Source organism: Velocimicrobium porci (assembly GCF_009696045.1).
Taxonomy (GTDB): Bacteria; Bacillota; Clostridia; order Lachnospirales; family Lachnospiraceae; genus Velocimicrobium; species Velocimicrobium porci.
Genome location: NZ_VUMT01000002.1, coordinates 200666 through 216428 on the forward strand (window position 1 = coordinate 200666; position 15763 = coordinate 216428).

Genomic DNA, 15763 nt, shown 5'->3' on the forward strand with positions numbered 1-15763 from the left:
ATTTTAACCTTTTTTGTATATTTTTTCAATACTCTTTTCTGTGACCTTGATGTTTTCAGACTTAAATTTTTCGGAAAGTTTCGCTACTAATTCTTTATCTGCTTTAATATTTTTACTTTTTGGCATTCGTTTTATCGCTTTTTCACATTCTAAATAGATACAAACAACATCATCCCCGTCAGAATCGCTTAAAATCTCGTCTAATGTTTGTTCATTTTCTACAAATTCCTGTTTATTCGCAAACTTTATCCATAATTCTCTCGGTATTGATGAAAACGGAATAATTTTCTGACAAATAACTTTTCCGCCACGGTCTTCTTCCACTGCAACCTTTCCTTGAATGAATACTTTTTCATCTTCCACTAATAATGATTTATTTTTTTCATAATCTTTTGGGAAAATAATAACTTCTACTGTCCCTAGCAAATCTTCAATTGTAATAAATGCCATCACACTGTTATTTCTGGTTGTCTTAACTATTTTTCCAGAAATCATGCCTCCAATGACAACATTTTCACCATCTCTTACCTTAACAGTTCCCGTTTCTTCATCTAGTGCAAAGTCACTTGTCGGATTCGTAATATTTTTCTGCCACATTGTTTCATACTCTTCCAGTGGATGACCACTGATATAAATTCCCAGTACCTCTTTTTCATAAGCCAGAAGCTGTTCCTTTTCATATTCCCCGATTTCTGGAAAATTCACCTCATACTCTTTCTTTTCCTCCGGAGAAATAAAATCAAAAAATGACATCTGACCAGTTAGGTTATTCTTTCTCTCTTGATTTACCCCATCAATAACCTGTGCATAAACAGCCATTTTCTGCTTTCTTGTTCCCGGAAGACTATCCATAGCACCTGACTTAATGAAATTTTCGATTGTTCTTTTATTTACTTCTTTTCCAGAAAGACGGCTTGCAAAGTCTTTCAATGAGGTATATACTCCACCCGTTTCTCTTTCTGCCACAATTGCGTCAATAACCGGTTTTCCAAGCCCCTTTATCGATGACATACCATAACGGATATTTCCTCCAGATACCGAAAAATCACCCTCTCCTTCGTTAATATCTGGAGGTAAAATCTCGATCCCGAGTTGACGGCAATGAAGTGTATATTCAGAAACCTTTGGAATATTTCCTAATACAGACGTCATAAGTGCAGCCATGAATTCCACCGGATAATAACATTTTAAATAAGCGGTCTGATAAGAAACAATTGCATAGGCAGCGGCATGCGATTTGTTAAACGCATATTTTGCAAAATCAATCATTTCATCATAAATATGATTTGCAACCTGTTCGTTAATACCGTTTGCAATACATCCTTTTACATTTTCTTCTTCATTTCCGTATACAAAGTTCTGACGCTCTTTTTCCATCACAGAAGCTTTCTTTTTTGACATCGCACGGCGCACCAAATCACTTCGACCGTAGCTATAACCTGCCAAATCTCTTACAATTTGCATTACCTGTTCCTGATACACAATACATCCGTAAGTCGGTGCAAGAATTGGCTCTAATTCGGGACACTCATAAGTAATGCTGCTCTGATTATTTTTCCCCTTGATATATCTTGGAATAAAATCCATCGGACCAGGTCTATATAAAGAGATACCGGCGATAATATCCTCCAGATTTTCTGGCTTCAATTCTTTCATAAAGCTCTTCATACCAGCACTTTCAAGCTGAAACACACCTTCTGTTTTCCCGCTTCCAATCATTTCAAATACTTTTTTATCATCGTAATCAATCGTATCAATATCAATATAACCGGCTCCGTATTTCTTGTTAACCATATTAACTGCATTCTGGATTACAGTAAGGGTACGAAGACCAAGAAAATCCATTTTTAAAAGACCTAGTTCCTCCAATGTAGTCATCGTAAACTGTGTTGTAATTGTATCGTCAGATGCTCTTGACAATGGAACGTACTCATCAACTGCTTCTTTACTAATTACAACACCTGCCGCATGCATCGATGTATGTCTTGGAAGTCCTTCTAATCGCAATGACATATCAATTAAATACTTCGCCTGCTCATCATTGTTATAAAGCTCACTAAGCTCCCGATTTGCTTTCAACGCCTTGCTAATTGTAATTCCAAGCTCATTTGGAATCATTTTGGCAATTGTATCCACATAAGCATATGGAAGATCCAACACTCTTCCTACATCTCGAATTACAGCTTTTGCTGCCATAGTTCCAAATGTTACAATTTGAACCACGCGGTCTTTCCCATACTTTCGGACTACATAATCAATGACTTCCTGCCTTCGCTCATAGCAAAAGTCAATATCAATATCTGGCATTGTAAGACGCTCCGGATTTAAAAACCGCTCAAACAAAAGATTATATTTAATCGGATCAATGTTTGTGATTCCCAAACTATATGCAACAATACTGCCTGCTGCCGAGCCTCGTCCCGGTCCGACCGGAATACCATTATCTTTGGCATATTTAATAAAATCACCAACAATTAAAAAGTAATCTACAAATCCCATGCTATGAATCGTATCCAATTCATACTGCAAACGTTCCTTTAGATTTTCCCATTTATCCGGATACCTTACTTTTAATCCGTCATAGCACAGCTTCTGCAAATATTCCCATGCAGTAAATCCCACCGGAACATCAAATTTAGGAAGCTTATATTCTCCAAATGTAATTTCCACATTACAACGTTCTGCAATCTTGTGGGTATTTTCTAATGCCTCGAGGGCATATGGAAATACTTCTGCCATTTCCTCCGGCGACTTCAAGTAATACTGACCTCCATCGTATCTCATACGATTCTCATCTGTTACTTTTTTCTGTGTCTGGATACAAAGCAGAATATCATGTGGTTCTGCATCCTCTGCCATAATATAATGAACATCATTCGTAGCAACCAGTGGAATCCCCGTTTCGGTGCTCATTCTTAGCAATCCCTGATTTACTGTCTGCTGATCCGCTATTCCATGGTCCTGAAGCTCCAGAAAAAAATTATTTTCCCCAAATATAGATTGAAGCCGTACCGCTTCTTTCTTTGCCTCTTCATAAAATCCCCTTCTAAGGTTTGTCGCAACAACTCCTGCCAGACAAGCACTCAAAGCAATAATTCCTTCATGGTATTTTTCAAGTACTTCATAATCAACACGCGGTTTATAATAAAAGCCCTCTGTAAAACCCTTGGAAACAATTTTCATAAGATTGGAATAACCTTTATTATTCTCAGCAAGTAAGACTAAATGATTATATCGATTCTCTGCACTTCCTCCGTTTTCTCTGTCAAACCTCGAATTAGGTGCCACATATACCTCACATCCGAGAATCGGTTTAATTCCTGCATCATGAGCCGCCCGGTAGAAATCAATAACTCCGTACATGACACCATGATCTGTGATTGCAAGACTATCCATTCCAAGCTCTTTCGCTCGAACTGCAATCTCGCTAATCTTACTAGATCCATCCAGCAAACTATATTCTGTATGGACATGTAAATGTGTAAAATTCATATTTCTTCACTTCACCTCGTATCTGTATTTCTAAATAAAGAATGGAGTGAAGAGCAACTGTCTATCACTCATTCACTCCTACTCAATATATTTTGAAATAGTTTTATTCTATTGTTGACTTTCACTTGAAAGATATTTTTCAATATTTTGAATTGCTGCTTCTTCATCTTTACCATTAGCAGATACAATAATTTCTTCCCCTGCCGGAAGACCTAAACTCATCATCCCCATGATACTTTTTGCATTTACCTTTTTCTCTTCACATTCTATGTAAATGCTACTATCGTACTGGCTTGCCACTTGAACTAATATTGCTACCGGTCTTGCCTCCAACCCTGTTGGAATGTTAATTGTCATTTTTTTTGTTACCATTGTTATCTCTCCTTTTCTTCCCTTAGACGGTCAGCGATTTCACTTAATTTTCTTAATCGGTGATTTACACCGGACTTACCGATTGGCGGATTAAGAAGTGTACCTAATTCTTTTAGTGAAGCTTCCGGTTGTTCGAGTCTTATCTTTGCAATTTCTTCCAACCCTTCCGAAAGTTCACCAAAGCCAATTGTATCTTTTATATACTGTATATCCTCTATTTGCTTTGTTGCCGCTGTAACTGTTTTATTAATATTAGCAGTTTCACAGTTTACCTGACGATTAATTGAATTTCTCATTTCCTTCAGAATCCGGACATTTTCCAATTCCATCAATGCCACATGAGCTTCCATAATATTTAAAAGATCAACAATCTGCGAACCCTCTTTTACATAGACAACATAATATTTTTTCCTCAAAACAATCTTTGCATCAATTCCAAAAAAATGTATAATCTCCTGAAGCTGACTCGCTTTTGCCTTTGTTGATGTTACAATTTCGAAATGATATGTTTTTGCCGGGTCACTCATCGATCCATATGCAAGAAATGCTCCTCGAATAAATGCCCGTTTACAGCAGCTACTCTGGACAACCAAATTAGTTGTAATTGATAACTCTTCTCTAATCTCTCCATTTATGTCAATTAACTTCGTAGCCTTTAAGATTAGTAATGCAGCCTCTGAATCCTTTATTAATACAGTATATATTTTACTCTTTTTTAAATTCACATTTTTCCGTATCGAAATTTCAGCCGATACCTGAAATGATTTCTTTATTAAAATAAAGTATTTTCTTGCAACTGTCAAGTTTTCTGTGTGAATTTTTATAAAGTACTCATTTCTTTCATTTATTATAATATTCCCACAAAGACTAATTATAGCAGCAATTTCAGCAATTTGACAATGCCTCGCTGTACTAATCTGCTTTGATAATTCTTCCTTTACCTTCTTTGAAAACGACATATAACTTCCTCTATCTTTATTTTTCAATATCTCTGTGTTCTAATTTGATTCCATACTCTAATTTATCAAGTCGTTTTGCTATTGATCTTGCCAATGTTACAGACCGGTGTTTTCCACCGGTACAACCAATCCCAATTACAAGCTGGTTCTTTCCCTCTATAATATAATTCGGAACCAAAAACGTAAGCATGTCTTCCAATTTATCTAAAAAACATCCTGCCTCTTTTGACGACATTACATAATCAAAAACATCCTTATCATTTCCAGTCTTATACTTCAATTCAGGAATATAGTAAGGATTTGGCAAAAAACGAACATCAAAAACAAGGTCTGCATCAACAGGGATACCATACTTAAAACCAAACGATACTACCGTAATAATAAAATTACTATATTGTTTTCCCTCTAAGAAGATTTTATCCATCTCTGATTTCAAATCACGAATCAACAGATGACTCGTATCTATAATATAATCTGCTCTCTTCTTTAAAAACTCAATTTTTTTACGTTCCAGATCAATTCCTCTATCCACTCTTCCGACGCCTGAAAGTGGATGTGTCCTTCTCGTTTCTTTAAAACGTTTCACTAATACTTCTGTGCTGGCATCTAAAAATAATATTTTATAATTCGAATATTTTTTATCTAAATGCTCTAGTTCTTTCTCTAAAATACTCAGCGAAGTTCCACTTCTTGAATCTATCCCGAGTGCAATGTTCTCAACGGTATCATCTTCTTCCATCCATCCTGCAATCTTTGTTATAAACGGAATTGGAAGATTGTCAATACAAAAGTAACCTATATCCTCCAGCATTTTTAAAGCCTGACTTTTCCCTGCTCCTGACATTCCTGTCACAATAACAAATCCCATAATTTCCGCCTTCCTCTCAAGTTAAAACTCACCTATCATCCGAACTTCTGGCTCTAAGTGAACACCAAATTGCTCAAATACTCTCCTTTGTACTTCCTCTATCAACATAAGAACCTCTTTTGCAGTACCATTATCCACATTGACAACAAAGCCACAATGTTTTTCAGACACCATAATACCACCTATGCGATATCCCCTCAAACCGGCATCCATGATTAATTTACCTGCAAAATATCCTTCCGGTCGCTTAAATGTGCTTCCTGCACTTGGATAATTTAAAGGCTGCTTCTCTCTTCTTCTTTGATTCAAATCTGCAATTGTATCTAACACAGCTTTCTTCTCTGACTGCTCAAACTGAAAACTGGCAGCCAATACAATATAACTTTTCTGTTGAATTATACTTGTACGATACCCTAAATTTAATTCCTCTTTTGACAAAACAAATATATTTCCTTCTTCATCAATAACTTCTGCTGATACAATACAATCCTTAATTTCTCCACCATAAGCACCCGCATTCATTGTAACAGCCCCACCGAGTGTTCCCGGTATTCCACCGGCAAACTCAAAACCCGTATATCCTTTTTCTGCAATCTGAATTGCAAGTTTTGATAACATAACTCCGGTTTCTGCTGTTACAACTCTATTCTCTGAAAAGGTAACCTGACTTAAATTTTTTCCAATCTGTATAATAAGTCCTCTGAACCCCTTATCGCCAACTAACAAATTACTTCCATTACCTAAAATATAATAAGGCATTTTTTCTCTTCGACATAAAAGAAGAAGCTCTCTAACTTCTTCTTTTGATTCCGGTTCTACAAAATAATCTGCAGGACCACCGATTCGAAATGTCGTGTGAAGCTTCATTTCTTCCTTAAGCTTTACATTATTTGATATTTTTTTTAATTCTAATATAAATTCCTGATTCAAAGTAAGCCCTTTCTTTCTCATTTTTAGCTATTTTATGCTTGTACTTTTTATTCTATTCCTTTTAAAAAGTTCTATGTCAAACTAAATTTTAGTCTAAAATCAATTTCGCACTTCCATAAATACCTGCATCATTCCCTAAGGTTGCAAGGCAAAATGTTTTATTTTTAAGTGCCATCATAACGTATTTATCATAATACCGCTCAATCGTTTTAATCAGAATATCCCCTGCTCTTGATACACCTCCGCCAATGACAAATGCTTCCGGGTCAACAACCTGTGCTACCGTACCGAGTGCAAGACCTAAATAATACCCCAGATTTTCAACCATTTCCTTTGCAAATTCATCGCCTGCTTTTGCCGCATCAAAAATCATCTTCGCAGACAAATGCTCTGCCTTTTTCAAAACCGTATCTTTATCCGTATGTTCCAACGCCTTCTTTGTTTCTCTGACAATACCGGTTGCAGAAGCATATTGTTCAAGACAGCCTCTCTTATCACAATTACAAACTACTGTTTCGGATGGATTGACAGTAACATGTCCAATCTCACCAGCAGCTCCATTACTGCCTGTAAGAATCTTTCCATCTGCAATGATTCCTCCACCGACTCCGGTGCCCAGTGTTACCATAACAATACTTTTGTATCCTTCGCCGCCGCCTTTCCACATTTCTCCCAAGGCAGCAACATTTGCATCATTGGCAACCTTAATATTCTCAATTCCTGTCAGCTCTTTCATTTTATCAGCGACTTCAACATTTTCCCAACCCAAATTTACACATTGAATTACCTTTTTTTCATTTACAACAGGTCCTGGAACACCAATTCCAATTCCAATTATCTCTTCCATTCCAAGTTTCATCTCAGAAACAGTATGTTGAATTGATAATGCAACATCTTCCAAAATATGGATTCCACTCTCCTCTTTACGAGTTGGAATCTCCCATTTTTTTTGAATAATTCCTTCTGTTGTAAAAATTCCAATTTTTACAGACGTACCCCCTATATCAACACCAACACAAACCCTACTCATTTTTGTTCTCCTTTCCCTATTTATTCATTAAATTATTAGTTACACGGTTATATAGTTCCCTCGCAGCATTATATCCCATCTTTTTCTGTCTATAATTAACCGCTGCAGATTCCACAATAATTGCCAGATTTCTCCCAGGACGTATCGGAATTGAATGGCATACAACCCTGTTTCCTAAAAATTCCGTATACTTTTCTTCCAGCCCTAAACGGTCATATTCTTCATCTTTATTCCACTCTTCCAGTTTAATAACTAAGTCAATACATTGTGTATCCTTTACACTCTCAACACCAAAAAGTGTCTTTACATCAATAATTCCGATTCCCCGCAATTCAATAAAATGTCTTGTAATATCCGGTGCTGTACCAATTAAAGTATCATCACTTACTTTTTTTATCTCTACGACGTCATCGGTAACAAGACGATGCCCTCTCTTAATCAGTTCCAGTGCAGCTTCAGACTTACCGATACCGCTCTCTCCCATAATCAGGACACCTTCGCCAAAGACATCTACAAGTACTCCATGAATGGATATTCTAGGAGCCAACTCTACATTCAGCCATCGGATTACTTCTGCCATAAAAGAAGAAGTTGTTTTTTCTGCACGAAAAACAGGAATTTTCTTTTCATTTGCAATTTTAATAATTTCTTTGTCAGGTTCCAAATTTCTACAATATACAATACACGGAACTCTTTCGTTCATAATCTGTTCTACTCTTGCAACCTTCTCTGCCTGTTCCATCTGTTGCATATAAGTATACTCTACATTTCCAATTACCTGAATTCGGTTCGAATCAAAATGATTAAAGAAACCTGCCAACTGAAGTGCCGGACGATTTACATCCGACTGAGTAATCGCAATTTCTTCAATTTTTACTTCAGGTGTACAATTAATAAGCTGCAGTTTATCAACTAATTTTTGTAATTCTACGGTATACATAAAACTCCTCCTAACTGCACATGTTTTTTCTCTTATCTTATCATAAATAAATCAATATCTGCAAATTTTTTAGTGAAAAAAACGATACACAGAAATAGCAGCCTTTTCATTCATCGAAGGAACTTCTTTTATCTCTTCCACTGTTGCCTCCCGAATCCGTTCCAAAGACTTAAAATACTTCATAAGTGCCTTGCGTCTTGTTGCACCAATTCCCTCAATTTCATCTAAAATCGAGTGAACCTGGTTTTTACCACGAAGGGAACGATGATATTCAATTGCAAAACGATGGGTTTCATCCTGTATTCTTGTTACCAGCCTGAAACCTTCACTATGGCGGTCAATTGGAAGTTCCTTATTTTCAAAATAAATTCCTCTCGTCCGATGATTATCATCTTTTACCATACCACATACAGGTATTTGGATATTCAGCTCCTCTAAAACAGAAATTGCAATATTTACCTGACCTTTTCCACCGTCCATCAACAACAAATCCGGAAAACGGCTAAATTTTCCAAGCATTGGATCCTGGTTCTTCTCAAGTAATTCTTTTCTCTCTTCGATTCCATGAACAAATCTTCTCGTTAAAACCTCTCTCATACTGCCATAATCATCTGCCCCTTTGATTGTCTTAATCCGGAACTTACGATAGTCATTTTTCTTTGGTTTTCCATCTTCAAATACGACCATTGAACCAACCGATTCGAAACCATTAATATTTGATATATCAAACGATTCCATTCGAGAAATAGATGGAAGTCCAAGCAGGTTCTGTAGCTCCCGGACTGCTCCAATTGTTCTTGCCTCTTCCCGTTTTATTTTTTCTGAATCCTGCTGCAAAATTAAAGACGCATTTTTACAAGCCAATTCAACCAGCCGTTCCTTCTGACCTTTTTTAGGTACACGGAAATATACTTTCTGACCTCTTTTTTCCGAAAGCCATTCTGCTAATACTACCTCTTCCTCAATCTCTGAGGGAAGTACAATCTGTTTCGGTATATATGGTGTTCCTGCATAAAACTGTTTTATAAAGGCTGTCAGAATCTCAGCATGGCTATCATGTTCAACCTCGTTAAAATGAAAATGCTCACGCCCAATTAATTTCCCTCCACGGATAAAAAACACTTGTATTACCGCTTCCTCTGCCGCCTTCGCAAAGCCGATAATATCCTTATCATCCTGCTCTTGGCTTGTTATTTTCTGCTTCTGAGCAATTTGCTTTACACTATTTAATAAATCCCGATACTCTGCTGCTACTTCAAATTCGTATTTTTCAGAAGCCTCATACATTTTTTCTTCCAACATCTTTAAAACATTACTATAATTACCATTTAAAAATTCCAGTGCATTAGAAAAAGACTCTCTGTACGTTTCTTTGGAAATATATCCCTGACAGGGAGCCTTACATTGCTTAATATGATAATTAAGACATGGCCGCTCCTTGCCAATATCTCTTGGCAAGTTGCGATTACATGTCCTGATATGATAAATTTTTTGCATGAGCAGAAGTGTATCCTTAATTGCACCCGCACTTGTATAAGGTCCAAAATATTTCGCCTTGTCTTTTTTCATTTCCCTTGCAAATAATAATCTTGGATATTCCTCATGTATGGTTGCTTTGATATAAGGATAACTCTTATCGTCCATTAACATCGTATTATACTTAGGACGATATTCTTTTATTAAATTACACTCTAATACAAGAGCTTCCAGCTCGGAGTCTGTTATAATATATTCAAAACGATGAATATGTTCAATCATTCGTGCAATTTTAGGCGTAACATTTCTACTTGGCTGAAAGTACTGACGCACACGGTTTTTTAAACTTACTGCCTTTCCAACGTAAATAATTGTATCTTTTTCATCATGCATAAGATATACACCTGGTTTTGCAGGTAATTTCTTTAATTCTTCTTCTATATTAAACATCGAATCCTCCTTGCCGGAATGCTGTCTTCTTATTTTCCGGCTTTCAATGCAGCCCCAATAAATCCTTTAAATAATGGATGAGGGCGATTTGGTCTGGATTTAAATTCAGGATGAGCCTGAGTAGCTATAAACCAAGGATGCTCCGGTAATTCTATCATCTCAACAATTCTTCCATCTGGAGATAATCCGGAAAGTTTCATGCCAGACTTAATCAGTTCCTCTCTGTAATAATTGTTTACTTCATATCGATGTCTATGTCTTTCCTCAATATTTTCTGTTCCATATACTTCATATGCTTTGCTATCTTTAGCCAATACGCAAGGATATGCCCCTAAACGTAATGTTCCTCCTATATCTTCAATACCATCTTGTTCTGGCATTAAATGAATGACAGGATGAGTTGTAGATGGATCAAGCTCTGCACTGTGAGCATCTTTATATCCTATTACATTTCTTGCAAATTCAACGATTGCAAGCTGCATACCAAGACATAATCCTAAGAAAGGAATCTTATGTTCTCTTGCATATTTGATTGCAACAATTTTTCCTTCAATTCCACGATGTCCAAATCCACCTGGAACTAAAATTCCGCTTACGTCAGAAAGAAGCTCATCTGCATTCTCATTTGTCAAAGTTTCAGAAGGAATCCATTTTATATTTACTTTCGCATTATGGGCAACTGCTCCATGCTTTAATGCTTCCACTACACTGATATAAGCATCATGAAGTGCTGTATATTTACCAACTAAAGCAACTGTTGTTTCTTTTTCCGGATTCTTTAAAGCATGTACCATTTCTTCCCATTCTTTTAAATCAGGTTCCGGACAATCCAGATTAAGACACTTACAAGCTACATCAGCTAAATGTTCTTTTTCCATAGCAAGTGGTGCTTCATATAATGTTTCCACATCGAGATTTTGTAACACATGGTCACTTGGAACATTACAGAATAAAGCAATTTTATCTTTGATACCATCTTCCATTGGAATCTCAGTACGACATACAATAATATCCGGCTGAATCCCCATTCCCTGTAATTCCTTTACACTGGCTTGTGTAGGTTTTGTTTTCATTTCACCGGAAGCTTTAATATATGGTAATAATGTGACGTGAATTAAAATTGCATTTTCTCTTCCGATATCATGCTGAAATTGACGAATTGATTCTAAAAATGGCTGACTTTCAATATCACCAACAGTTCCACCAACCTCGATAATTGCAATCTTTGTATCATCGCATCCGTCATTGCGATAAAAACGTTCTTTAATTTCATTTGTAATATGAGGAATTACCTGCACGGTTCCTCCACCAAAGTCTCCTCTTCTTTCTTTTGACAATACAGACCAATATACTTTTCCGGTCGTAACATTTGACTGTTTTGTCAGACTCTCATCGATGAAACGTTCATAATGCCCAAGGTCTAAGTCTGTCTCCGCACCATCATCAGTTACAAATACTTCACCATGCTGAATAGGATTCATAGTTCCCGGATCAATATTGATATATGGGTCGAATTTTTGCATAGTTACACTATACCCACGCATTTTCAAAAGTCTTCCCAACGATGCAGCGGTAATTCCCTTTCCCAAACCTGAAACTACTCCGCCTGTGACGAATACATATTTGACAGCCATACTAAAAATATCCTCCTTTTATAAGTATTACTACTAAAATTAATCATAAATATCCATTAAATAATAATTATAAAGCATCTACCGGCAAAAATCCAGCACTATTTTTTATTATGTCAAAAACAAACAAATCTATAGCCACAAACGATATTGTTTTATTAAAAAAATGTAAACCTCTTGATTTTAAAAACCGTTTAAATTAAAATGAGTAGGAAGTAGAGCTAAAAAGGAGGTTAGGTATGGATAATAATTTTAATAAAGGTAATCAAAATAAAAACGGAAATAAAAAAAATAACAACAGATCAGGCATTATCATTTCTTTAATTGCAGCACTTTGTATGTTTGCTATGTTTACTGTAATGACAAATCAGCTCAAAGAAAGTTCACATAAAGAAATCACCTACAATAAATTTTTAAAAATGCTGGATAATGGTGAGGTTAAGTCCGTTGAATTAAAATCAAATCAGATTGATATTACTCCAATATCACAAGACACCGGATACTATAAAATATCTTATTATACCGGATATGCAGAGTCAATTGATGCTCTTTCCAAACGTCTTTTAGACGCAGGTGTAGAAATTAAACCGGAAGTACAAGATACCGGCACTAGTATTTTAGATTTCTTCTTAGTTTATATTTTTCCACTGTTACTTGTGTGGGTAATCATCTGGTTCGGTTTCCGCATGATTACAAAGAATAGCGGTGGCATGATGGGCGTAGGTAAAAGTACGGCTAAGATGTACGTTCAAAAAGAAACTGGTGTAACATTTAAAGATGTTGCGGGCCAAGAGGAAGCAAAAGAATCCATGTATGAACTGGTAGATTTTCTTCACAGTCCGGGCAAATATACCAAAATCGGCGCAAAGCTTCCTAAGGGAGCTCTTTTAGTCGGACCTCCCGGAACAGGAAAAACACTGCTTGCTAAAGCAGTTGCTGGAGAAGCACAGGTTCCATTTTTCTCTTTATCAGGTTCTGACTTTGTAGAGATGTTCGTTGGTGTTGGTGCTTCACGTGTCCGTGACTTATTTAAACAGGCTCAGCAAATGGCTCCTTGTATTATTTTTATCGATGAAATTGATGCTATTGGTAAGAGCCGTGACAGTCGTTACGGTGGAGGCAATGATGAACGTGAACAGACACTAAATCAGCTGCTTGCAGAAATGGATGGATTCGATACTTCAAAAGGTCTTGTCATTCTAGGTGCAACAAACCGTCCGGAAGTACTTGATAAAGCCCTTCTCCGTCCCGGTCGTTTTGACAGAAGAATCATTGTTGAAAAACCGGATTTAAAGGGTCGTGTTGATATTTTAAAAGTTCATGCAAAAGATGTTATGATGGATGATACCGTTGACCTTGATGCAATTGCTCTTGCAACTTCGGGTGCAGTTGGTTCTGACCTTGCTAACATGATTAATGAAGCTGCCATCATGGCTGTTAAAGATAATCGAAATGCGGTCTCTCAGGCTGATTTATTCGAAGCTGTCGAAGTTGTCATCGCCGGTAAAGAAAAAAAAGACCGAATTTTAAGTCCGGAAGAAAAGAAAATTGTTGCATACCATGAAATTGGTCACGCATTAATCGCTGCTCTTCAAAAGGATGCAGAACCTGTCCAGAAAATTACAATCGTTCCCAGAACAATGGGTTCTCTCGGTTATGTAATGCAGGTTCCTGAAGAAGAAAAATATTTGATGAGTAAGAAAGAGTTAATTGCCGACATCATTACTTTCTGTGGTGGTCGTGCTGCTGAACAGATTGTATTTGATTCTGTTACAACTGGTGCTTCAAACGATATTGAAAAAGCAACGAAAATGGCCCGTGCAATGGTAACTCAATATGGTATGTCCGATAAATTTGGACTAATTGGCTTGGAATCAATTGAAAATCAATACTTAGATGGGCGTGCTGTCCTAAACTGTGGTGATGACACTGCTGCCCAAATTGATAAGGAAGTAATGCGTATTCTAAAAGAATGTTACGAAAAAGCAGAAAGTATGTTAAGTGAAAATCGTGACGTTATGGATAAACTTGCTGCTTTTCTCGTTGAAAAAGAAACAATTACCGGTAAAGAATTCATGAAAATTCTTCATGAAGTAAAGGGAATCCCGGAAAATGATAATGATGAAAATAATGAAAATGAACAGAGCGAAAAATAAGTCTGCTTTTTAGCAGGCTTATTTTTTTACAGCAACGCTAACTTTTTATTTGTTCTTTTCATACAAATATGATAACATAAAAAGGCAGTTTTTTACTGTAAAAAATGATTGGAGGATTTTATGGAGAACTTATCACAAAAAAACAAACTATTAATCGGATTAACTTTATTTTCCATGTTTTTTGGGGCCGGAAACTTAATTTTTCCACCATTTTTAGGTGCACAGGCCGGAACTCATGTTTGGACCGCTTTTATCGGTTTTGCAATCAGTGCAATTGGCTTCCCAATATTAGGAGTAATATCTGTTGCCAAATCTCAAGGATTAAGCAACCTTGCAAACCGGGTCCACCCATATTTTTCTTCTTTTTTTACATTGTTAATATACCTTTCAATTGGACCTTGTCTTGCAATTCCCCGTACCGCAAGCACTTCCTTTGAAATGGCAGTAACTCCTTTTTTCGGGAATGACCTTCCTTTTTACATACCACTCCTTTATTCTGTTATTTTCTTTTTTATTGCCTTGCTCCTTGCATGGAAACCTGAAAATTTAACAGATAAATTAGGAAAAATAACAACCCCTTGTCTGCTTACTTTAATTTTAATTATTGTAATAGGATGTCTTCTAAAACCAATTGGAGGCTATGGAAATGTTCAGGGTGTTTACCAAAACCGCTCTATTGCACAAGGCTTTTTAGATGGTTATCAAACAATGGATACCATTGCAGCCCTTAATTTTGGAATTATTATTTCCATGAATATCAAAACAATGGGAGTAAAAAAAGAACAGACATTAATCAAAGAAACTATGTATTCCGGTGTTATTGCAGGAATTCTTCTGTTAATTGTATATGGCGGTTTGGCACATGTCGGCGCAATATCAGGCGGAGCTTTCGAACATTCTACTAATGGTGCACAAACATTAACTAATATGGTATCTTATCTTTTTGGTGATTTAGGAACCCTGATTCTTGCACTTATATTTGTACTTGCCTGCATGAATACCTGCGTTGGATTATTTTGCTGTTGTAGCGAATATTTCCACACAATACTTCCGAAAATCTCCTATCACGCATGGGTATGTTTTTTCGCACTTATTAGTACAATTATATCAAATGCAGGTTTAAATAAGATACTGGAATTTTCCGTTCCCGTTCTGAATACTATTTACCCAATTGCAATTGTTTTAATCATTCTTTCTTTTTTACCAAATTGGTTTCAAAAAAGAAAAATTATATACAAAATTACAATTGGATTTACTACATTTGTAAGTATTATTAATGTATTAGAACAAAAAGATATTATTATTCCTACTCTTACACCACTTATTACCCGACTGCCATTTTATCAGGCAGGATTTGCATGGCTTTTGCCGGCAATCACCGGAATAGTCGTTGGAATACTTTTAGATTTTCTTATTTCAGTCAATATCCAGAAAACAAAATAAATTTAAAATAAGCTTC

At 36.3% G+C, this 15763-nt stretch carries 11 protein-coding genes; 2 read left to right on the top strand and 9 right to left on the bottom strand.

Features of this window, described 5'->3' with window-relative positions:
- Nucleotides 1–3: 3 nt before the first annotated feature.
- From FYJ58_RS02480 to FYJ58_RS02520, 9 genes are all read right to left on the bottom strand, one after another.
- On the bottom strand, nt 4–3492 hold the full coding sequence (locus tag FYJ58_RS02480; protein ID WP_154516753.1) for a DNA polymerase III subunit alpha: 3489 nt from the start codon (nt 3490–3492) through the stop codon (nt 4–6).
- Nucleotides 3493–3600: 108 nt separating this feature from the next.
- Entirely contained in the window at nt 3601–3864 is a 264-nt protein-coding gene (locus FYJ58_RS02485; protein WP_154516754.1) for an HPr family phosphocarrier protein, read from the bottom strand.
- A 2-nt stretch (nt 3865–3866) separates the two neighbouring features.
- Nucleotides 3867–4823, bottom strand: coding sequence for a DNA-binding protein WhiA (gene whiA / locus FYJ58_RS02490; RefSeq protein ID WP_154516757.1), 957 nt, complete (start codon nt 4821–4823; stop codon nt 3867–3869).
- Nucleotides 4824–4839: 16 nt separating this feature from the next.
- On the bottom strand, nt 4840–5691 hold the full coding sequence (rapZ, locus tag FYJ58_RS02495) for an RNase adapter RapZ (RefSeq protein WP_154516760.1): 852 nt from the start codon (nt 5689–5691) through the stop codon (nt 4840–4842).
- Between the two features lie 21 nt (nt 5692–5712).
- Nucleotides 5713–6642, bottom strand: coding sequence for a UDP-N-acetylmuramate dehydrogenase (gene murB / locus FYJ58_RS02500; protein ID WP_154516763.1), 930 nt, complete (start codon nt 6640–6642; stop codon nt 5713–5715).
- Nucleotides 6643–6709: 67 nt separating this feature from the next.
- Nucleotides 6710–7651, bottom strand: coding sequence for an ROK family glucokinase (locus FYJ58_RS02505; protein ID WP_154516766.1), 942 nt, complete (start codon nt 7649–7651; stop codon nt 6710–6712).
- A gap of 16 nt (nt 7652–7667) precedes the next feature.
- A complete protein-coding gene (gene hprK / locus FYJ58_RS02510) occupies nt 7668–8591 on the bottom strand; it encodes an HPr(Ser) kinase/phosphatase (protein WP_154516769.1) in 924 nt (307 codons plus the stop codon).
- 69 nt (nt 8592–8660) lie between these two features.
- Nucleotides 8661–10517 carry an excinuclease ABC subunit UvrC gene (uvrC, locus tag FYJ58_RS02515; RefSeq protein WP_154516772.1) on the bottom strand — a complete coding sequence of 619 codons (1857 nt, stop codon included), beginning with the start codon at nt 10515–10517 and terminating at the stop codon, nt 8661–8663.
- A gap of 29 nt (nt 10518–10546) precedes the next feature.
- Nucleotides 10547–12151 carry a CTP synthase gene (locus FYJ58_RS02520; RefSeq protein WP_154516775.1) on the bottom strand — a complete coding sequence of 535 codons (1605 nt, stop codon included), beginning with the start codon at nt 12149–12151 and terminating at the stop codon, nt 10547–10549.
- A 236-nt stretch (nt 12152–12387) separates the two neighbouring features.
- On the opposite strand from FYJ58_RS02520, the gene ftsH reads away from it, so the two are divergent.
- Nucleotides 12388–14304: an ATP-dependent zinc metalloprotease FtsH gene (ftsH, locus tag FYJ58_RS02525; protein ID WP_154516778.1), complete on the top strand. Its 1917-nt coding sequence runs from the start codon at nt 12388–12390 to the stop codon at nt 14302–14304.
- A gap of 120 nt (nt 14305–14424) precedes the next feature.
- The gene (brnQ, locus tag FYJ58_RS02530) at nt 14425–15747 is read left to right on the top strand and encodes a branched-chain amino acid transport system II carrier protein (RefSeq protein ID WP_154516781.1); all 1323 of its coding nucleotides are present in this window, start codon (nt 14425–14427) and stop codon (nt 15745–15747) included.
- Nucleotides 15748–15763: the final 16 nt, after the last annotated feature.

Coding starts and splice junctions, on each gene's coding strand:
- FYJ58_RS02480 (WP_154516753.1), bottom strand. CDS start 3,492: ATGAATTTTACACATTTACATGTCCATACAGAATATAGTTTGCTGGAT.
- FYJ58_RS02485 (WP_154516754.1), bottom strand. CDS start 3,864: ATGGTAACAAAAAAAATGACAATTAACATTCCAACAGGGTTGGAGGCA.
- whiA (WP_154516757.1), bottom strand. CDS start 4,823: ATGTCGTTTTCAAAGAAGGTAAAGGAAGAATTATCAAAGCAGATTAGT.
- rapZ (WP_154516760.1), bottom strand. CDS start 5,691: ATGGGATTTGTTATTGTGACAGGAATGTCAGGAGCAGGGAAAAGTCAG.
- murB (WP_154516763.1), bottom strand. CDS start 6,642: ATGAGAAAGAAAGGGCTTACTTTGAATCAGGAATTTATATTAGAATTA.
- FYJ58_RS02505 (WP_154516766.1), bottom strand. CDS start 7,651: ATGAGTAGGGTTTGTGTTGGTGTTGATATAGGGGGTACGTCTGTAAAA.
- hprK (WP_154516769.1), bottom strand. CDS start 8,591: ATGTATACCGTAGAATTACAAAAATTAGTTGATAAACTGCAGCTTATT.
- uvrC (WP_154516772.1), bottom strand. CDS start 10,517: ATGTTTAATATAGAAGAAGAATTAAAGAAATTACCTGCAAAACCAGGT.
- FYJ58_RS02520 (WP_154516775.1), bottom strand. CDS start 12,151: ATGGCTGTCAAATATGTATTCGTCACAGGCGGAGTAGTTTCAGGTTTG.
- ftsH (WP_154516778.1), top strand. CDS start 12,388: ATGGATAATAATTTTAATAAAGGTAATCAAAATAAAAACGGAAATAAA.
- brnQ (WP_154516781.1), top strand. CDS start 14,425: ATGGAGAACTTATCACAAAAAAACAAACTATTAATCGGATTAACTTTA.